Source organism: Halomonas sp. SH5A2 (assembly GCF_014263395.1).
Lineage (GTDB): Bacteria > Pseudomonadota > Gammaproteobacteria > Pseudomonadales > Halomonadaceae > Vreelandella.
The window spans coordinates 2,864,839-2,883,374 of the sequence record NZ_CP058321.1; the positions used below are offsets into that span (position 1 = coordinate 2,864,839).

Annotated in this window: 20 protein-coding genes; 7 read left to right on the plus strand and 13 right to left on the minus strand. The window is 57.1% G+C overall.

Going from position 1 to position 18,536, the window contains the following annotated elements; translation table 11 throughout:
* Positions 1-28: 28 nt before the first annotated feature.
* A complete protein-coding gene (locus HXW73_RS13295; RefSeq protein ID WP_085917241.1) occupies positions 29-418 on the minus strand; it encodes a DUF4168 domain-containing protein in 390 nt (129 codons plus the stop codon).
* Between the two features lie 144 nt (positions 419-562).
* On the opposite strand from HXW73_RS13295, the gene HXW73_RS13300 reads away from it, so the two are divergent.
* Positions 563-1,501, plus strand: a complete 939-nt coding sequence (locus tag HXW73_RS13300) for a DMT family transporter (protein ID WP_186253549.1) — start codon at positions 563-565, stop codon at positions 1,499-1,501.
* A 25-nt stretch (positions 1,502-1,526) separates the two neighbouring features.
* A complete protein-coding gene (locus HXW73_RS13305; protein ID WP_446718985.1) occupies positions 1,527-2,300 on the plus strand; it encodes an EAL domain-containing protein in 774 nt (257 codons plus the stop codon).
* A 62-nt stretch (positions 2,301-2,362) separates the two neighbouring features.
* Here the strand turns inward: HXW73_RS13305 and mtgA are convergent, their stop codons facing one another.
* The 4 genes from mtgA to HXW73_RS13325 form a co-directional block, all read right to left on the minus strand.
* Complete coding sequence (mtgA, locus tag HXW73_RS13310) at positions 2,363-3,085, minus strand: monofunctional biosynthetic peptidoglycan transglycosylase (RefSeq protein ID WP_186253550.1); 723 nt, start codon at positions 3,083-3,085, stop codon at positions 2,363-2,365.
* Positions 3,086-3,095: 10 nt separating this feature from the next.
* Positions 3,096-3,950, minus strand: a complete 855-nt coding sequence (gene fghA / locus HXW73_RS13315) for an S-formylglutathione hydrolase (RefSeq protein ID WP_186253551.1) — start codon at positions 3,948-3,950, stop codon at positions 3,096-3,098.
* 72 nt (positions 3,951-4,022) lie between these two features.
* A complete protein-coding gene (locus HXW73_RS13320) occupies positions 4,023-5,132 on the minus strand; it encodes an S-(hydroxymethyl)glutathione dehydrogenase/class III alcohol dehydrogenase (RefSeq protein ID WP_186253552.1) in 1,110 nt (369 codons plus the stop codon).
* A 56-nt stretch (positions 5,133-5,188) separates the two neighbouring features.
* The gene (locus HXW73_RS13325) at positions 5,189-6,169 is read right to left on the minus strand and encodes an MBL fold metallo-hydrolase (protein ID WP_240538637.1); all 981 of its coding nucleotides are present in this window, start codon (positions 6,167-6,169) and stop codon (positions 5,189-5,191) included.
* A gap of 197 nt (positions 6,170-6,366) precedes the next feature.
* Between HXW73_RS13325 and HXW73_RS13330 the strand changes: the two genes are divergently transcribed.
* Complete coding sequence (locus HXW73_RS13330) at positions 6,367-7,263, plus strand: LysR family transcriptional regulator (protein WP_186253553.1); 897 nt, start codon at positions 6,367-6,369, stop codon at positions 7,261-7,263.
* Between the two features lie 140 nt (positions 7,264-7,403).
* Positions 7,404-8,054: a hypothetical protein gene (locus tag HXW73_RS13335; protein ID WP_186256025.1), complete on the plus strand. Its 651-nt coding sequence runs from the start codon at positions 7,404-7,406 to the stop codon at positions 8,052-8,054.
* Positions 8,055-8,146: 92 nt separating this feature from the next.
* On the opposite strand, the gene rpoD is transcribed toward HXW73_RS13335, so the two are convergent.
* From rpoD to rpsU, 3 genes are all read right to left on the minus strand, one after another.
* Complete coding sequence (rpoD, locus tag HXW73_RS13340; RefSeq protein WP_186253554.1) at positions 8,147-9,991, minus strand: RNA polymerase sigma factor RpoD; 1,845 nt, start codon at positions 9,989-9,991, stop codon at positions 8,147-8,149.
* Positions 9,992-10,212: 221 nt separating this feature from the next.
* Positions 10,213-12,069 carry a DNA primase gene (gene dnaG / locus HXW73_RS13345; protein WP_186253555.1) on the minus strand — a complete coding sequence of 619 codons (1,857 nt, stop codon included), beginning with the start codon at positions 12,067-12,069 and terminating at the stop codon, positions 10,213-10,215.
* A 191-nt stretch (positions 12,070-12,260) separates the two neighbouring features.
* A complete protein-coding gene (rpsU, locus tag HXW73_RS13350) occupies positions 12,261-12,476 on the minus strand; it encodes a 30S ribosomal protein S21 (RefSeq protein WP_007113641.1) in 216 nt (71 codons plus the stop codon).
* Positions 12,477-12,674: 198 nt separating this feature from the next.
* Between rpsU and tsaD the strand changes: the two genes are divergently transcribed.
* Positions 12,675-13,733, plus strand: coding sequence for a tRNA (adenosine(37)-N6)-threonylcarbamoyltransferase complex transferase subunit TsaD (gene tsaD / locus HXW73_RS13355; RefSeq protein ID WP_186253556.1), 1,059 nt, complete (start codon positions 12,675-12,677; stop codon positions 13,731-13,733).
* Here the strand turns inward: tsaD and plsY are convergent.
* Positions 13,730-14,299, minus strand: a complete 570-nt coding sequence (plsY, locus tag HXW73_RS13360; RefSeq protein WP_186256026.1) for a glycerol-3-phosphate 1-O-acyltransferase PlsY — start codon at positions 14,297-14,299, stop codon at positions 13,730-13,732. The genes tsaD and plsY overlap by 4 nt on opposite strands.
* Before the next feature lie 80 nt (positions 14,300-14,379).
* Between plsY and folB the strand changes: the two genes are divergently transcribed.
* Together folB and folK are read left to right on the plus strand one after the other, a co-directional pair.
* On the plus strand, positions 14,380-14,760 hold the full coding sequence (folB, locus tag HXW73_RS13365) for a dihydroneopterin aldolase (protein ID WP_186253557.1): 381 nt from the start codon (positions 14,380-14,382) through the stop codon (positions 14,758-14,760).
* Positions 14,757-15,302 carry a 2-amino-4-hydroxy-6-hydroxymethyldihydropteridine diphosphokinase gene (folK, locus tag HXW73_RS13370; protein WP_186253558.1) on the plus strand — a complete coding sequence of 182 codons (546 nt, stop codon included), beginning with the start codon at positions 14,757-14,759 and terminating at the stop codon, positions 15,300-15,302. Before folB ends, folK begins: the two co-directional genes overlap by 4 nt.
* 10 nt (positions 15,303-15,312) lie before the next feature.
* Here the strand turns inward: folK and HXW73_RS13375 are convergent, their stop codons facing one another.
* From HXW73_RS13375 to rsmA, 4 genes are read right to left on the minus strand one after another with little or no spacing between them, the layout of a single operon-like run.
* Positions 15,313-16,434, minus strand: a complete 1,122-nt coding sequence (locus HXW73_RS13375) for a polynucleotide adenylyltransferase (RefSeq protein ID WP_186253559.1) — start codon at positions 16,432-16,434, stop codon at positions 15,313-15,315.
* Positions 16,431-17,255 carry a symmetrical bis(5'-nucleosyl)-tetraphosphatase gene (locus tag HXW73_RS13380; protein WP_186253560.1) on the minus strand — a complete coding sequence of 275 codons (825 nt, stop codon included), beginning with the start codon at positions 17,253-17,255 and terminating at the stop codon, positions 16,431-16,433. Before HXW73_RS13380 ends, HXW73_RS13375 begins: the two co-directional genes overlap by 4 nt.
* A gap of 20 nt (positions 17,256-17,275) precedes the next feature.
* Positions 17,276-17,653 carry a Co2+/Mg2+ efflux protein ApaG gene (apaG, locus tag HXW73_RS13385; protein WP_186253561.1) on the minus strand — a complete coding sequence of 126 codons (378 nt, stop codon included), beginning with the start codon at positions 17,651-17,653 and terminating at the stop codon, positions 17,276-17,278.
* On the minus strand, positions 17,650-18,465 hold the full coding sequence (gene rsmA, locus HXW73_RS13390) for a 16S rRNA (adenine(1518)-N(6)/adenine(1519)-N(6))-dimethyltransferase RsmA (RefSeq protein ID WP_186253562.1): 816 nt from the start codon (positions 18,463-18,465) through the stop codon (positions 17,650-17,652). The genes apaG and rsmA overlap by 4 nt, the downstream gene beginning before the upstream one ends.
* Between the last annotated feature and the right edge of the window lie 71 nt (positions 18,466-18,536).

The window sequence follows — 18,536 nt, forward strand, 5'->3', positions numbered from 1 at the left end:
ACAAGCGGGTGCAACGCTCAATGACTGCTTACGATTCCGCCATTTCCTGAACACGCTGCATCATTTCAGGATCTTGCTGGATTGTTTGACCAATCGCGTTGAACGTATCAACATCTAGACCGCTATCTTCAACAACCTCAATCATGCGGTCATTGGCTTCGGTGCGGACTTCTTGCTGAGCGGCTTCATCGTCGGCTTCTTGCAGACGCTCTGTGTATTCTTGAGAGATGACCGCGATTTCTTGTGACGCATCAGCAAACTGCTGAAGCTGTTCATCAGAAAAATCTTGAGTCGGTGCCGCTTCTTGAGTGGCCATTGAGTCCTGTGTGGACTCTTGATCCTGCTGGGCATGAGCCGTTGCCGTCATTAGACCAGTCGCGAGCAGTGCGGCAGAAAACAGGGCAGTCATACGTTGCATAAAAAGAACCTCAGTTAACACGTTATGAATGTGCTTAGTGTGACGCGGACATAACGTCGAGGTTCAAATTTTTGCGTAAAACTATGTAACAAAAAGAACATTAAGTAACAAAACCACCAACTCCTATTGACTATTGAGAGCCTTATGAAAGGTGTTATATCACTCGTTTGCCAGCGGGATTTCGCGTCACTTGGATTACTCGCTATGCCTGTGCTGTTTGTGCTGCTTTGGAGCACCGGCTTTATCGGCGCCAAATTTGGCCTTCCCTACGCAGAGCCCTTCACGTTTCTCTTCATTCGTTTTGTGATGACGGTGATACTGCTAACGCCGCTGGTATGGATACTTAAAATTTCCTGGCCTTCATCACCCAGGTTATGGACCCACATCGCCATTTCAGGTCTCCTTGTGCACGGTACCTACTTAGGTGGCGTTTTCTATGGGATTTCGCTTGGCATGCCTGCCGGTTTGGCCTCGCTGCTGGTCGGCCTTCAACCCCTACTGACAGCAGCCTGTGCTGGCCCGCTTCTGGGTGAGCGACTGGCTAGGCAACAATGGCTGGGGTTAGGCTTGGGGTTGCTCGGTATCAGTGCCGTGCTGGGCAGCCAACTTGAGCTGGGGCAATCGCTATTCAGTGGCTTTGGTCTGGGCGCCTTGTTGAGCGTACTGGCAGCCTTGGTGGGCATTTCATTGGGCACGCTTTACCAAAAACGCTATTGCACGCGTATGCCGCTGCTATCTGGCGCCGTCATCCAATACCTTGCCGCGGGAGGCGTATTGGGGGTCGGGGCGCTGTTATTCGAGACACGTGACGTCACTTGGTCGCTCACTTTTGTCTTGACGCTCAGCTGGTTAGTACTGATTCTATCGATAGCTGCCATCTTGCTATTGATGGCGCTGATCAAGCGCGGCGAAGCGTCTCGGGTGGCGAGCCTGTTTTATCTGGTGCCCCCCGTTACCGCACTACAAGCGTGGTGGCTATTCGATGAACGGCTTTCCTGGATAGGGTTTGGAGGGATGTTTATTGCCATTGCCGGCGTCGTGCTAACGGTGCGCAAACCCGCTGTCAAAGCGCCAACAACATAACGATATAGAATTTTTCAGGGCTAGTATGAATACGTCTGAACATCACCATTGCGCGCGTGTGGATGGCCGCTGTAATCGGTGCGATACCCCGGTTCCTTTTGCCTTTACCATGGCCTTTCAACCCATTGTCGATGTCGCTGCGCGGCGGGTGGTTTATTACGAAGCGCTGGTACGGGGGCCCGGTGGCGAGTCGGCGGGATCGATTCTTGGAAAAGTCACCGACGATTTACTCTATCGGTTTGATCAAGCCTGCCGCATAAAAGCGATTGAATTAGCCAGCGCGCTGGGCATGCAAGAGCGTCTATCGATCAACTTCCTGCCTAACGCCGTTTACGAGCCGGAGGCGTGTATCCAGGCGACGCTTGAAGCCTCACGGCGGGTCGGATGGCCTACCGAACGACTGAATTTCGAGATCACCGAGACCGAGCGTGTCAAAGACCGGCAGCACATGCGCAACATTATCGAGAGCTACCGTGCGATGGGCTTTACCACCTCGCTTGACGACTTCGGCAACGGCTACGCGAACCTGGATCTTCTCACCGACCTGCGCCCAGACACTCTGAAGGTTGACCGTGAGATTGTCATGGACTGCAACAACAACAAGCGCCGTCAGGCGATTCTACGCAGCCTGGTGGCCTTGGCGGATACGCTGGGCACTCAATTAGTAGCCGAAGGCGTGGAAACCCGAGAGGAATCACGCTGCTTACTGGCACTAGGCATCCCGGTGCAGCAAGGCTACTACTTTGCCCGCCCGCAGTTGGAAGCGCTTCCGGTCATCGACGACGCCCTTTACGACTGATCCAGCCAGGCAACCCAAACAGGCGGCGTTTGATCGCCGCCTGTGCCTGACCCTCCCTGTCATCAATCGGCGATGTGACGCAGATAGTCGGCACCGCCTAGATTACGCATCTGTTGGCGCACCCATTGGCTGCGCTGCTCCACCTGGGGGCTTGGACGTGAAGCACTGCGCGTTAGCGGGCTTGGTAAGATTGCTGCCAGCAGACTGGCCTGGCGATCGTTCAGCGCGTCGGCCGACACACCAAAGTAGTGCTGTGCGGCAGCTTCCAGACCAAACACCCCGGCATCCCACTCGGCAACATTAAGGTAGACTTCGAGGATTCGCTGTTTGCCCCATATCAGCTCAATGAGCACGGTAAACCAGGCTTCCAGCCCTTTGCGCGCCCAGCTCCTGCCCGTCCATAAAAAAACGTTTTTGGCGGTCTGCTGACTGATGGTACTGGCCCCCCTCAGGCGCCCACCGTCCATACTCACCTGCAGGGCGCGGCGTAGCTCAGTAATATCAAAGCCGTGGTGATTGGGAAACCGCTGGTCTTCCGCCGCCATGACCGCAATTTTTGCCGAATCGGCAAGCTGCGACCAACTGCGCCATTCCCGCCGCAGCTGTATCGGCTCGCTGTGTACCCAACTCTGGATTTTACGCTCGACCATGACCATTGAACCTGGTGGTGGCACTACCCGAAACAGCATCACCAGGCTCACTGACAGCACCACAAACAGAAACACGCCACGCCAGACCCACCACCAAAGCCAGCTTGCTGAGCGACGTAGCGTGCGTTTCAACATGAAAGCTTCCTCACCGCTTTAACAAGTGGTCGGCATGGTAGCGAAGATGGTCGTCGATAAAGGTCGCAATGAAGAAGTAGCTATGGTCATAGCCGGCCTGCCGACGCAGGGTAAGCGGATGATCATGCGCTTCGCACACGGCTTCAAGGCGTTCAGGCTTGAGCTGCTCTTCAAGGAATTGGTCGGCTTCGCCCTGGTCGATAAACAGTCGTTGCCGCGAAGCGCCGTTGGCCACCAGTTCGCAAGCATCGTATTGGCGCCATTGTGCCGGATCGTCACCCAGGTAGTTGGAAAATGCCTTTTCCCCCCACGGACAGTTCATCGGGTTAACAATCGGGGAAAATGCTGACACGGAACGAAAGCGCCCCGGATGGCGTAATGCCATGATGAGGGCGCCATGACCGCCCATCGAGTGCCCGCTGATGGATTCGCGACCGTTAACCGGAAAGTGCTGACGCACTACCGATGGCAGTTCCTCGATCACATAATCGTACATGCGGTATTGCGGTTTCCACGGGGCCTGGGTGGCATTGACGTAAAAGCCCGCGCCAGAGCCGAGGTCATAGCTATCATGCTCGCCAGGCAGGTCAGTGCCTCGCGGACTGGTATCAGGGCAGACGATCGCGATACCCAGCTCCGCCGCCAGACGATGCGCACCGGCCTTCTGCATGAAGTTTTCGTCAGTACAGGTTAATCCCGAGAGCCACCATAATAGCGGCACCCGCTCTTCCTCGGCTTGAGGTGGCAAATAAACCGCGAATACCATGTCGCAGTCCAAGGCACGCGAGTAATGTCGATAACGCTTATGCCAGCCGCCGTGGCTGCGGTTGGCCGACACTAATTCCAGGGTTTCACTCATGCTCATGAGCTTGCTCCTTTAAAGCAGCAAGCGCGGCGGGTAACCCCGCCGCGCCCTTTGTTGTTCGTACTATCATACTCAGTAATGCAGGACGGTACGAATACTCTTGCCCGCGTGCAGTAAATCGAAGGCCTCATTGATCTTCTCAAACGGCATATCGTGGGTAATAAAATCGTCGATATTGATCTCACCGTTCATGTAACGCTCAACGTAGCCCGGCAGTTCGGTGCGGCCTTTTACGCCGCCAAAAGCGGAGCCTTTCCAGACCCGGCCAGTCACCAGTTGGAAAGGCCGCGTGGAGATTTCCTCACCGGCACCGGCGACCCCAATGATGATCGATTCACCCCAGCCTTTGTGGCAGCACTCCAGAGCAGAACGCATGACATTGACGTTGCCGATGCACTCAAAGGAGTAATCCACCCCGCCATCGGTCATATCCACCACGACCTTCTGAATCGGGTCGCTATAATCTTTGGGGTTCACGAAGTCCGTGGCTCCAAACTGCTTGGCCAGTTCGAACTTATCCGGATTGACGTCGATAGCGATGATTTTCGACGCCTTGGCCATCGCCGCGCCCTGAATGACCGCCAGACCAATGGCCCCCAGGCCAAAAACGGCAATCGTCGAGCCGGGTTCCACTTTAGCGGTGTTCATAACGGCACCGATACCGGTGGTCACGCCACAACCCAGCAGGCAGATTTTATCCATCGGTGCCTCTTTGGACACCACTGCCAGCGATACTTCGGGCAGCACGGTATATTCGCTGAACGTGGAGGTACCCATGTAGTGGTGGAGCATCTTGCCATCCAGCGAAAAGCGCGAGGTACCATCAGGCATGACACCCTTGCCCTGGGTGGCACGAACGCTACCACACAGGTTGGTCTTGCCCGACAGGCAGAACTTGCACTGCCCGCATTCGGCCGTATAGAGCGGAATGACATGGTCACCGGGCTTGAGGCTGGTGACACCCTCGCCAACCTCTTGCACCACACCGGCGCCTTCGTGGCCCAACACAGAAGGAAAATTCCCTTCCGGATCTGCGCCTGAAAGCGTATAGGCATCCGTATGACAAACGCTTGTCGCGGCCATCTTGACCAGCACTTCGCCCGCTTTGGGCCCTTCTACATCAATCTCGACAAGTTCTAGAGGCTTGCCGGCTTCCAGTGCTACCGCAGCACGTGACTTCATTACTATTGCTCCTTTACTGCCTGTCTGTTCTACGCCATTCAGTACGGGCGCATGGTTCACTCTTCGTCGGACGTGACCGGTTGATACTCAATGGGTAACCACTGATAACCCTCTTCATCCTGAATAATATGGCCTATGCCAGGAAACGGCATATGCGCCCCGGCCACCCAGTGCTTATCTTCGACCGCTTCTTCAAGCACGGCTTGACGCGTTTCAATGGCCTGATCAGGGTCAGAGTCAAATTCGATGGCGACCGTCGGATCATCAAACTGTAGGCCGTAACTATGCACCACATCGCCCCACACCAGCATGGCATCGTCGTCTCCACTCAGCATAAAGCTGGTGTGACCGGGTGTATGCCCATGGGTATCCTGGGCGACGATCCTCATTAGCATCTCATCACCCGGCTCGAACGTTGTGAACCGGTCATCCTCTACATAGGGTGCAACGGCGTCCTGAGCCATCTCGAAAAAGGCTCGTTGGCCTTCACCGGCCTCTTCCGCACGTGACTCGCTCAACCAGAAATCGGCATCCTGCTGGCTGGCCCGCAACTCGGCGTTGGGGTATACGGCCTCACCGTCGCGGGTCAACCCGCACACATGGTCAGGGTGAAGGTGGGTCATCAGGATAGTGTCCACGTCCTCTGGCTGGTAACCGGAGGCACGCAGGTTGTCTTCAACATGCCCAAGCGTCGGGCCAAAACAGGCGGACGACCCGGCATCCACCAGCACAAGGTTCTCACCAGTATTGATCAGAAAAGCATTGACGGCGGTTTGAACCCCGTCTTCGGAGTCAATGAACAACGCATTCAGGTGCTCACGTATCTCCGCTTGCTCCATGCCTTTAAGCAGCTGTGTTTCAATCGCCGTATAGCCGTCGTACAGCGCCGTGACCTCATGGTCGTCAACCATCATCCTAAACCAGCCTGACACCTGCTCCGGCCGTTGGTCAGGGGCCGCCACCGCGCTTAGCGAGGTTCCCAGGGCCAGCAACAGTGCTGCCTTACCTACTCTTGAAATCGATACATGTTGAGACACTTGTCATCTCCTAGCATAAGAAGGGCTGCCACGCCCGATAAGCCTGTCCGCAACGCTTGTGCATTTACTTTACAAAGCTGGTACGCAAAGCTTTTTCTGATCACAGTGTAGGTCAACTAGTCGATCGGGATAAAGCGGGATACACTCATAAGATTATTGCCAGTGTGCAACAATCAACTTAACGGCAGGTAAACTCCATGCAGCGCTGGGACAGAATTGAAGCCTTCATTGAGGTGGTCCGCCTTGAAAGCTTCTCGGCGGCAGCGCGCCACCTCAAAGTATCGACCTCTCACATCAGCCGCTTGGTCAGCCAACTCGAAAACCAGTTGGGCGTTCAGTTGCTGTACCGCACTACCCGCCAGATCCGCTTGACCGATGCTGGGTCTATCTATGTAGAACACTGCCGACACCTGTTCGACGGTTTGCGTGATGCCGAACAGGCGTTGAGCGAACAGCAGGGCAAGCCTCACGGCGTGTTGAAACTCACCTCGGCGACGACGTTTGGAGAGCGCTATATCGCGCCGCTGGTCAACGACTTCCAATGCCTGCACCCGCAGTTGGACGTGCAGATGCACTTCACCAACCGTCCGGTGGAGCTGATTGATGAGGGCTTTGATATAGCGATTCGCATGGGGGTGCTCAAGGATTCGAGCATGATTGCGCGCCGCCTATGCAAACGCCGCGAATATATTGTCGGCTCGCAAGCCTACTTTCGCCAGGCGACACGCCCGCATACGCTTGGCGAGCTGAGCCAGCACCGCTGCCTGGTGGGTTCGCGGCCCAACTGGCTGTTTGAGGTCAATGGCCAGCGACGTGAAGTCAAGGTCAACGGCTGCTGGCAGGCCAACTCAGGGCCAGCCCTGCTCGACGCCACACGGAAGGGACTCGGCCTTGCGCAACTGCCTGACTATTACGTCGCGCCTTATCTCGCCAGCGGTGAGCTGGTAGCCGTACTGGAACCCTTTCAGCACCACGATACTGGGGTATGGGCGGTTTACCCCCGCCACCGTCACCTTTCACCTAAGATACGCCAGTTGGTGGATTACCTTGTCGAGCATATTGGTCAGGTACTACCTGACACTCAATGGCGTTAACCGCTCGTCCAGCACTGCGCCCCGGCCAACGCCATGCGAACTCGGCGTGCGATCACATAAAGATGACGATACAATGAAAGTTCAATCGTAAATGTTTTATGTCTACTAAGCACTGCTGCTTACCCACAAAGGACGTTGGTATGTCTCCCCCCCCTTCCTGGCCCATCGGCTTTCGAGCCGTTTTTTTGCGTGCCGTGCTGTACGTGTTATTTATTGGCGCTATCGCACAAGGTGCCTATTTAGAAGCGCTCTATCTGCCCTCAGCACGATTTTCAGAGTGGGGCTTTACTGAATTTAGCCAAACGTTGGTGCTGGCCATCTGCTGCGCCATGTTGATTTACATTCGTCAGGTACTTAACGTCTGGCCCACCGTCACGCTGCTGCTGCTAGCTTATTTGGCCGCCTCTCTGGTGCGCGAACAGGACCACTTTTTAGATAATTTTGTTGCTGACGACACCTGGAAAGTGCTTGTTGCGCTGATCATTCTTCCGACGCTCGGTTGGGTAATCAAGCAGCGCCGACGTTTTCTTGGGGAGTTCGCCCACTACAGCAACACCTTTGCCTTTGGCCTGTTCACAGCGGGTGTACTTACCACCTACATTTTTTCGCGGTTATATGGACGGCAGGCGTTCTGGCAAGCGATTCTTGAAGATAGCTACTCAGGAACCTTCAAGAGCGCCGCGGAAGAACTGGTGGAGTTACTCGGTTACAGTTTAATTTTAATCGCCACTTTGGAATTATTGTTACTTGCCCGCCGAGTCCATCAATCGCGCAAGTCGTCGTCGCTATAGCGCAACACACCCTTGGCGTACACAATCACCATACAAAAAGCCCGCCGTTCATTGAACGGCGGGCTTTTTGATTCGACTTGAAGTGCTATGCGTTATTCGTCGAGGAACGAACGCAGCGGCTCAGAACGGCTCGGATGACGCAGCTTGCGAAGCGCCTTGGCTTCAATCTGACGAATTCGCTCGCGGGTCACATCGAACTGCTTGCCAACCTCTTCAAGGGTGTGGTCGGTGTTCATATCAATACCAAACCGCATGCGCAGCACTTTGGCTTCACGCGCCGTCAAGCCACCCAACACATTGCGTGTGGCTTCGACCAAGCCTTCACCAGTAGCCAGATCGATCGGCAGCAACATGGTGCCGTCTTCGATAAAGTCACCCAGGTGCGAGTCGTCGTCGTCGCCAATGGGCGTCTCCATGGAGATCGGCTCTTTGGCAATCTTGAGCACCTTGCGGACTTTATCTTCCGGCATCTCCAAGCGTTCACCCAGCTCTTCCGGTGTCGGCTCGCGGCCCATTTCCTGCAGCATCTGACGCGATACGCGGTTGAGCTTGTTGATCGTTTCGATCATGTGAACCGGAATACGGATAGTACGGGCCTGGTCGGCAATCGACCGGGTAATCGCCTGGCGAATCCACCAGGTGGCATAGGTCGAAAACTTGTAGCCACGGCGATATTCAAACTTGTCGACCGCTTTCATCAGACCAATATTGCCTTCCTGAATCAGATCCAGGAACTGCAAACCGCGATTGGTATACTTCTTGGCAATCGAGATCACCAAACGCAGGTTGGCTTCCACCATCTCTTTTTTGGCACGACGGGCTTTCGCTTCACCGATCGACAGCTTGCGGTTGACCTCTTTCAGATCAGACACATTTAGCTGCACCATGTCCTCTTCAAAGGCAATTTTGCGCTGACAGCGGGCAATATCGGCGCGCAGCGGTTCCAGGCGATCAGCGTACTTGGGCTGCTCGGACTGAAACGCATCCAGCCATTTCGGGCTTGACTCACTCCCCGGAAACGACTTGATAAAGGTTTTGCGCGGCACCTTGGCTTTCTTCACGCACATCTGCATGACAGCTTTTTCCTGGGCACGCACCTGTTCGATACTAATGCGTACCTGACCCACCAACCGCTCGAAATGCTTGGGCACCAGCTTGATCGGGGAGAACAGCACTGCCAGACGCGCCTGCTCTGCTTTCAGCTCAGTACTTCCACGACCGTGCTTGGCAAAGACCGCTTCTACCGCTGCGTTCTGCTCACGAATCTGTTCGAAACGCGCACGCGCCTCTTCGGGATCCGGGCCGCCTTCGCTCGCGGTGGAGTCATCATCTTCGTCGTCGCCTTCAACGTCGTCATCAACCTCTGATACAGGCTCCGGCTCGGGCACTTCTGCTTCCGCCACGCCAGGGATTCCTTCATCCGGGTCGATAAAACCAGAGAAGAGGTCTGACAACCGACCGGGGGCCTCCTCGTCTTGGGTCGCGTCGTAGGCGTCCAGAATAGAGGACACGGCACCCGGCAAATAGGCCAGCGCCGACATGACTTCGCGTGTTCCCTCTTCAATCCGCTTGGCGATTTCGATTTCGCCTTCACGAGTCAAGAGCTCAACCGTGCCCATTTCCCGCATGTACATGCGGACAGGGTCGGTGGTGCGACCGACGTCGCTTTCCACGGCGGCAAGGGCCGCAACGGCCTCTTCCGCAGCGGACTCGTCCGTGGAGTGATCCGACATCATCAAAGTGTCTTCATCTGGCGCTTCTTCAACGACACTAATACCCATGTCGTTGATCATGCCAATGATGTCTTCCACTTGATCCGGGTCGGCGATATCCTCGGGCAGATGGTCGTTGACCTCGGCATAGGTCAGGTAACCCTGTTCCTTGCCGCGCGCGATCAACTCCTTCAGACGCGACTGCTGCTGTGCATTTCCAGCCATAGAAACCCTATCTCGACGAAGAAGAATGAAGCACCTGAAGCGCTGATGTAAAAACCTAACAAGCCTAACATTATAGCGTGATTGGCTTGAGTTTTTCCAGTTCGTGTATTTGCGCTGTCATTCAGGTGTGTTAGGTTGATTGGTTAGCCACTTTTTTAACCCGTGGCACTTGATCTGGAGGCGGCACAGTGATAATTCAACCCGCCTCTCTCCATGTAGCGTTAATGCGGTCGCCGGGACAGTTCCATTACCAAGCTTGCCAGACGCTGACGCTGTTCTTTATCAAGCTTTTGCCCGTCGCGCTCTTGCGCCAGCAATGCTTCATATTCCTCTCGCGGCGATTGCTGGCGCTGTACATGACTCAGATGCGCCACCAATCCCGTTAGCTCTGTTTCCCGCGTCGCCCTGGGAATCAGCAGTTCCCGCTTTGCAAATTCAGCCAGCCTGGCACCCTCTTCACTGCCTTGAAAGTGCGCCAAAACCACCTGGGGACTGCGATAACGTCCAGCCCGCAAGAGCCCCAGCAGCTCTCTGCAGAGACGCGCATCACTGCCTTGTGGCCCGTCACTATCTGGCAACCAGGCGTCACTTTCCGGCAGGCTCGCCACCAGGCCGGGTTCGTGAAGCAGTAACTGCACAATTCGCCCAACCGGCGACAGCGCTTGTTCACGAACCGACCGACGCGCTGGCGCACTCTCCTGCTTAGTACCCGCAGTACCGGAGGATTCAACCGACTCTGCACGGGCCTGCTGTTGGCGCGTTGTTGCCTCTACACGCTTTTTAAGCAGTTCTTTCAGCTGCTCTTGAGCCAGGCCACTACGCTTGGCTAACGCCTCGAGCATCAATGATTTGAGCATGCCATCCGGCACTTTGTTCAATGCTTCAAGCACCCGACTGGCAAACCGTTCTCGACCTTCCACGGTATTCAGGTCACGCCCCTGGGCTGCCTGCTCGAAGAGAAACTCAGACAGCGGCATTGCACAGGTGACGCGGTCCTGAAACGCCTCGGTTCCTTCGCGGCGCACCAGTGTATCCGGGTCATCGCCTTCCGGCAGAAACAAGAACCGTGCCTCTCGGCCGTCAATCATCATCGGCAGCGCGGTTTCGAGTGCCCGACTTGCCGCCTCACGGCCAGCCCGGTCGCCGTCAAAGCAAAACACCACGCGCCCCACGAGACGGAACAGGCGACTCAAATGGTCTTCCGTGGTGGCCGTGCCGAGAGTGGCCACGGCATTATGAATGCCATATTGCGCCAGCGCGACAACGTCCATGTAGCCCTCGACCATCACCAACTGCTCAAGCCTGCTGGAAGCTTGGCGGGCTTCATAAAGGCCGTAAAGCTCACGCCCTTTATGAAACACGGGCGTTTCCGGAGAGTTAAGGTACTTGGGCTGACCATCACCCATTACCCGGCCACCGAAAGCGATGGTGCGACCGCGCAAATCACGGATCGGGAACATTACCCGGTCACGAAAGCGGTCGTAGGTACGCCCCGTGTCTTCACGGTGAATCAACAGACCATATTCAATCTGTACCGACTCGCTAATACCCCGCTCGCTCAGATGTTGCTTGAGCGCTTCCCAGCCCCCTGGTGCATAGCCAATGCCGTAGTCGCTGATGACGTCACTGGAAAGGCCACGCTCATGCAAATACCGCTTGGCTTCGCTCCCCTCCTGCATCTTAAGCCGCTCGCGGTAAAAGCTGGCAGCGAGCTCAAGAAGATTAACGCCCTCTTTACGCTTTTTTTCGCGTTGCTGAGCGCGCGGGTCATCAGCCCCCTCCCGGGGCACTTCAATGCCCAACCGCCCGGCCAACTGCTCAACCGCCTCGGGAAACGGCAGCTTGTCGTACTCCATCAAAAAACGCAGCGCATTGCCGTGTACCCCACAGCCAAAGCAGTGATAAAATTGCTTGTCTGCGCTCACCGTAAACGAAGGGGTTTTCTCTTGATGGAAAGGACATAGCCCCGAATAGTTGCGACCTGCCTTTTTCAGTTGCACACGCTCGCCGACCACCTCCACCACATCAACGCGGCCTAGCAGATCGTCGATAAAACGCTGTGGAATTTGGCCAGCCATGGATGCAGGCATCCTCGCGCGGGGCGCTGATTCGCGAACCTAATGTCATCAGACACTATCGTCATAAAAGACTATGCCCGATCACCTTAGATACGCTTTGATAAACGCAAAACAAGCGGCCACCTAGATGGCGGCCGCTCGGCATCCCTCTAGAAACACGCTATGCGTGACACAGCGTGTTTCGGTACGGATCAATAGAGCCGTTCGAAACGCTTTTGTTCACGCTGAATCTTCTTGGCGTGACGCTTTACGGCCGCAGCCGCTTTGCGCTTGCGCTCAGCAGTCGGCTTCTCGTAGTGCTCGCGACGACGTACTTCAGAGAGAACGCCGGCTTTTTCGCAAGAACGCTTGAAGCGACGCAGGGCGACGTCAAACGGCTCGTTATCACGTACTTTTACAGAAGGCATTAAGCACTCACCTACCTTAAGGAGTCTTGAGTTCGGATAGTACGCGCATCGTTACGCATGTATGCGAGCACGGTGCACGACTCATTTTTACAGCGCACAATATTCTAATCCTGCTGGACACGCTTTGCAAATGCTAACACCCACTCAGCACTGAGGATGCTAGACTACTGCCACTATTTTTCACAGAGTTATTGTCCTATGCGCGTACTGGGCATTGAAACGTCCTGCGACGAAACTGGCGTCGCCATTTACGATACCTCGCTGACCGGCGGCCAAGGCCTGCTCGCCGATGCGCTTTACAGCCAAATTGCCATGCACACCGATTACGGTGGCGTTGTGCCCGAACTGGCCTCACGCGACCACACCCGCAAGCTGTTACCACTCATCGAGCAAGTCCTGAATGATGCCGGGCTCGAGCGCCACGACCTTGATGGCATCGCCTATACCGCTGGCCCTGGGCTGGTCGGTGCATTAATGGTGGGCGCCAGCACTGCACATGGCATGGCCCGCGGTTTGGGCATTCCGGTGCTTGGCGTGCATCATATGGAAGGCCATTTACTAGCCCCCATGCTCGAAGACGACGCCCCCGACTTCCCGTTTGTGGCGCTGCTGGTGTCCGGCGGCCATACCCAACTAGTAAACGTTCAAGGGCTGGGCAACTACCAACTGCTCGGCGAATCTGTGGACGATGCCGCTGGCGAAGCCTTCGACAAAGCCGCCAAAATGCTCGGGCTCGCCTACCCCGGTGGCCCTCATGTGGCGGCGCTAGCCGAACAAGGGGACCCTGAGCGTTTTCGCTTTCCCCGCCCAATGACCGACCGCCCGGGGCTGGACTTTAGCTTTTCAGGGTTGAAAACCCACACCCTCACAGCGATTCGCCAGTTGGAAACGGCTGGCGAGTTGGATGACCAGTCCCGTGCTGACGTTGCCCGCGCCTTTGAAGAAGCCGTGGTCGACACCCTGGTCATCAAGTGCCGCCGAGCGCTGGACCAAACCAGCCTTAAACGGCTGGTTGTGGCGGGCGGCGTAAGCGCCAATCATCGTCTCCGCGAACGACTCGCCCAGGCCTGTGAAAAACGCCGGGCAAAGGCCTACTACCCACGCGGGCGTTTTTGCACCGATAACGGTGCGATGATTGCCTATGTGGGCGCCCAGCGACTGCAAGCGGGTGAGCAGGACGCTAGCGGCATCATGCAAGCGACGCCGCGCTGGCCGCTCGCCGAACTGGCAGCGCCTGCCGATTCCCCAGCGCATTAACCCCGAAATGGTGGCTCCTCACCGCGCTTTAGCCGACGAATATTCAGTGCATGGCGGGTCAGCACCAGCAGGCTGAACCCGCCAACCACCAGCACATAAGACGGCGCCAGCCAACCACATACCAGCGGCGCCACCATAGCGCTCCAAAGCGATGCTAAAGCTGCTGTTTTCAGCCGCCAGGCGAGCAAGGCCCAGACCAGGGCAGTGATTAGCGCCACGGCGGGCACCAACACGAGTAGTACGCCGAACGCACTGGCCACTGCCTTGCCACCGCGAAACCCATGCCATAACGGGTAGCTGTGGCCCAGTAAGACGGCTAACCCAACCACCCCTTGAAGCCAGACGGGAAAGTCCAGCAGCTTGGCAGCGAGCACCGCAGGCATGCCTTTTAGCGCATCCAGCAGCAGGGTGACTGCTGCCAAACGGGCGCCGTACAAGCGCAGCACGTTGGAAAAGCCGGGGTTGCGCGAGCCGTGTTGACGGGGGTCGGGCAGCCCAGCCCAGCGGCAGACGCTAAGTGCCGCTAGCCAACTACCGCTTACATACCCCACTAGTATCCATATCATGCCATTGTGCTCACGTTGGCTACTGTTGCTGAGCGCTTTGCTCACGTACAATCGCTCGCTCGTAGTGTTGGGGAAGGCCCATGGATCGCATTTTCATCGAAGCGCTTGAGGTAGATACCATCATTGGCGTCTACGAATGGGAGCGCACCATTCATCAGTCGCTGCGTCTGGACTTAACGCTGGCCGCCGATATCCGCTCGGCGGCGGCTACCGATGACCTTCGGCTGACGCTGGATTACGCTGCCATTTGTCAGCGGATTCAACAGTTTGCTGATACTCATCAGTTTGCTTTGGTGGAAACCTTCGCCGAGCGCCTGGCCGCCTGCCTACGTAATGATTTTCCAATCAGCTGGCTGCGACTTACCGTCCACAAACCCGGCGCAGTCCCCAATGCACGCAGCGTCGGCCTGGAAATCACCCGCGGCACGCTCCCCGAAGAAACCGGAGCATCCGCCCCATGAGCTTAGTGACCGTGAGCCTGGGCAGCAATATCGAGCCCGCCAGACATATCCGCTTATGCCTTGATGCGCTGGCCGATACCTTTGGTTCGCTTGAGATATCGCGGGTGTTCGAGAGCGAACCCGTGGGTTTCAGTGATAGGCGCAATTTTTTCAACCTGGTGGTGGCGTTTCAGAGCGACTGGAGACCCGGCGAACTTCAGGCCTGGGCCAAACAGCTGGAAGCCGACCATGGCCGAACGCCCGAAATGGCAAAATACAGCCCCCGCGCACTGGACATCGATCTGCTGACGGTGGGTGACACCTGCGGTATCGTCGACGGGATCACGCTGCCCCGCGCCGAAATCAACTACAACGCCTTTGTCTTGCAGCCCTTGGCCGAACTACTGCCCACTTGCTGCCATCCCCACTGCTGCACACCCTACGCAACCCTTTGGGCAGACTTCGACCTGGGTACTCAGCGCTTGTGGGCAATTGATTTCGAATGGCATGGCAAGTGGATTTCCCAGGCCGACCCAGCACCACGGCAGGCGCTGGGTCGCTAACCTTATACCGTCAAATCAGCGCCGTCTCGATAGCCAAGTGACGGCGCTCTTTTAGCGCGGCACCCAGCTCGGCGCCCTGAAAGCCCTCTGCGATTAATGACTGCGGGCTTACCTGTTGCGCGGCCTGCCAAGCACCGTTCAATACGCTCCCATGCGCGGGGGCCAACACCTTTACCAGCGTTAATTGGGTGTCTACCTGAGCGGGTTTACGCCAGGCATCCAGGCGCTCCAGCCAATGAGATACCGCCGCGGCATCAAGCGCATCCGCCACCAACTGTCGGGTCAAGGCCGCATGTCGCGCTAGCTGCGCCACCGCGTTTGGCAACCGCAGCCGCTTGGCCAGCGACTCACGCGCGGCATCGTCCAGTGGCGAAACCAACAGCGCATAGCGCCACTCGGCGCTTGCCAGCGCATCATTATCCAGCCCCGGCGCCATGGCATTGAGGCAATCACTCAAGCTGCCACGCGTTAATTCAGGCCACCAGGTAGACAGCGCCTCACACTGGTCAAGCGTTGAGAAATAGCTCGCTGGCCGCGCTTCGCCCAACGCTTTTTCGGTTTCTAGCCACACCCGCTCCGCGGCCAAGTAGGCAAGCTCCCCGCTGCGGCTGACCTCGCCCATCAGCGTCATCGTATCCGGCGCAATCGCAAAGCCCAGCGTTTTATAACGCGCCAGAAAGCGTGCCGTGCGCAACACTCGCAGCGGGTCTTCGCGAAACGCTGGGGAGACATGCCGGAGCTGTCGCTGTTCAATGTCCTGCTGGCCGGCAAAAGGGTCGATCAGCGTGCCATCAGGGGCTTCCGCGATCGCATTGACGGTCAGGTCGCGGCGCAGCAAGTCGTCTTCAAGGGTAACGTCGGGGTTGGCAATCACTTCAAAGCCCGCGTAGCCATGCCCGGCTTTTCGCTCGGTGCGTGCCAGGGCGTATTCTTCGGCGCTCTCAGGGTGGAGAAACACCGGAAAGTCGCGCCCCACCGGTTTGAACCCGCGTTTGAGCATCTCATCGGGTGTGGTGCCCACGACCACCCAGTCGTTGTCATAGACTGGCCAGCCCAATAGCCTGTCGCGCACCGCCCCGCCCACTCGGTAAACCTCAAGCCCGGCGATACGTGGATCGCTGCCACCCGTCATCGCGGTGAACCTTGTGATTTATGGCTTGGCACGCTGATACGCTCGCCTGTCGCCAGGTCAAGCGCGGTCAACTCCCCGCCCCAGGCGCAGCCGGTGTCCAGGGCATCAACGCGAACTCGGGCGTCAGGCGTTTCTCCACCGAGTGCCGCCCAGTGACCAAACAGCAATTGAGGGTCATCGTCGCGGGGAAATCGAAACCACGGCGCAAACCCCGTTGGGGCGCTTTCAATACCCTGATTGGCATCGAAATCCAGTCGTCCCTCGGCATCGATAAAGCGCATGCGGGTGAGCACATTGACAATGCAGCGCAGGCGGTCCATGCCATCAAGCGCGTTGTCCCATTGAGCCGGGTGGTTACCGTAAAGCTGGCTTAAAAAGCGCCCCGAGTGCTCGCTCGCCAATGCGGCCTGCACCTCGTCGGAGAGTGATTCCACCTGGGCAAGATCCCACTGGGGCAGCAGGCCTGCGTGAGTCATCAGCCGGGTCCCTTCACGCACCGCCAATGGCTGACTCTGGAGCCAATCGAGCAAACGCTCGCGGTCAGGCGCCTCCAATACAGCCTCCAGACTGGCATTCTTCTTGACCTTGCCGCCGCCCCGCGCGGCTACCAGCAAGTGAAAGTCATGATTACCCAGTACGCAGCGAACGCGACTACCCAACCTTTCAGCTTCGCGTAGGCAGGCCAGTGAATCGGGGCCACGGTTGACCAGGTCGCCGACCAGCCAGAGGGTATCCTGCGCCGGGTTGAAACCGAGCTTGTCCAGCAAGGCCATCCATTCGCTATAACAGCCGTGCAGGTCGCCAATCGCATAGGTGCTCATTGTTAAAGGCCTTTCAGGTCTTAGTGCAGTTGATAAGGTACTGCGAGTCGAAAGGTAGGAATCGCCACTTCAAAGACCCGCTGGGTCGATGTATCCAGCAGGGTGTAGACGCCTTCCATGACCCCCACTGGCGTCTGCAACACAGCACGACTGGTGTAGCGAAACCGCTGGCCCGGGCCAATCAGCGGTTGCTGACCCACCACGCCCTTGCCGCGCACCTCCTGATGTTCGCCGCTGCCATGCGTGATTTTCCAATAGCGTGCCATCAGTTGAACGCTGTGCGGACTGCCGTTGTGCACGCTGACGGTGTAGCTGAACACGTAGCGTGACTCCGCTTCGCTCGACTCTTCAGCGCGGTATTCGGGAGTCACCGTGACATCGATCGCCAAGTCGCTCATTGCGTGCTCTCCCCTTCATTCGCTGCCACGCGGTTGGCGAGCGCCACGAATTCGGCCACTGTCAGCGTTTGCGGACGGCGCACCGGGTCAATGCCGAGCGCTTCCAATACATCGGCACCCACTCGCCCTTTCAGGTTATTGCGCAGCGTTTTGCGCCGCTGACCGAAGGCAAGCTTGACCAGCTCAAACAGCAGCGCAGGGTCATCGGCCGTATGGGGCAGCGTTGCGTGGGGGGTGAGACGGACAATGGCGGAGTCCACACTTGGGCGTGGCACAAAGGCCTCAGGCGGGACAATAAACAGCTGCTCGACCTGGCAATAATACTGGGCCATGACCGATAAACGCCCCCAGTCAGGGCCGCCAGGCTCGGCCGCCAGCCTCTCCACTACCTCTTTTTGCAACATGAAATGCATATCGGCAATGGCATCGCCCATGGTCAGCAAATGCACAATCAGCGGCGTCGAGATGTTGTAAGGCAGGTTACCCACCACGCGCAGAGCGGGGCCATCTCCTTTGAGGACGGTGAAATCGAACTTCAGCGCGTCGCCCTCATGGATGACAAAATCTGGATAGTTGAAAAATTGCACGCGCAGACCAGGAATCAGGTCCCGGTCGAGCTCGATAACCTCAAGCGCACCGGCGGCCTCTAACAGCGGTTCGGTGAGTGCGCCCTGACCCGGGCCAATTTCAATCAGTCGGTCGCCTTCGCGGGGGCCAACCGCACGCACAATGCGTGAAATGATCCCCAGGTCACGGAGGAAGTTCTGACCAAAGCGTTTGCGGGCGCGGTGCTGCTGAGGCGCGTGAGACATCTAACACGGTTCCTTGGGGGTCGGTCGTTGGCCAAAAGGCCTGAATAACTGCATTGTTGCGTCGCGCGGTG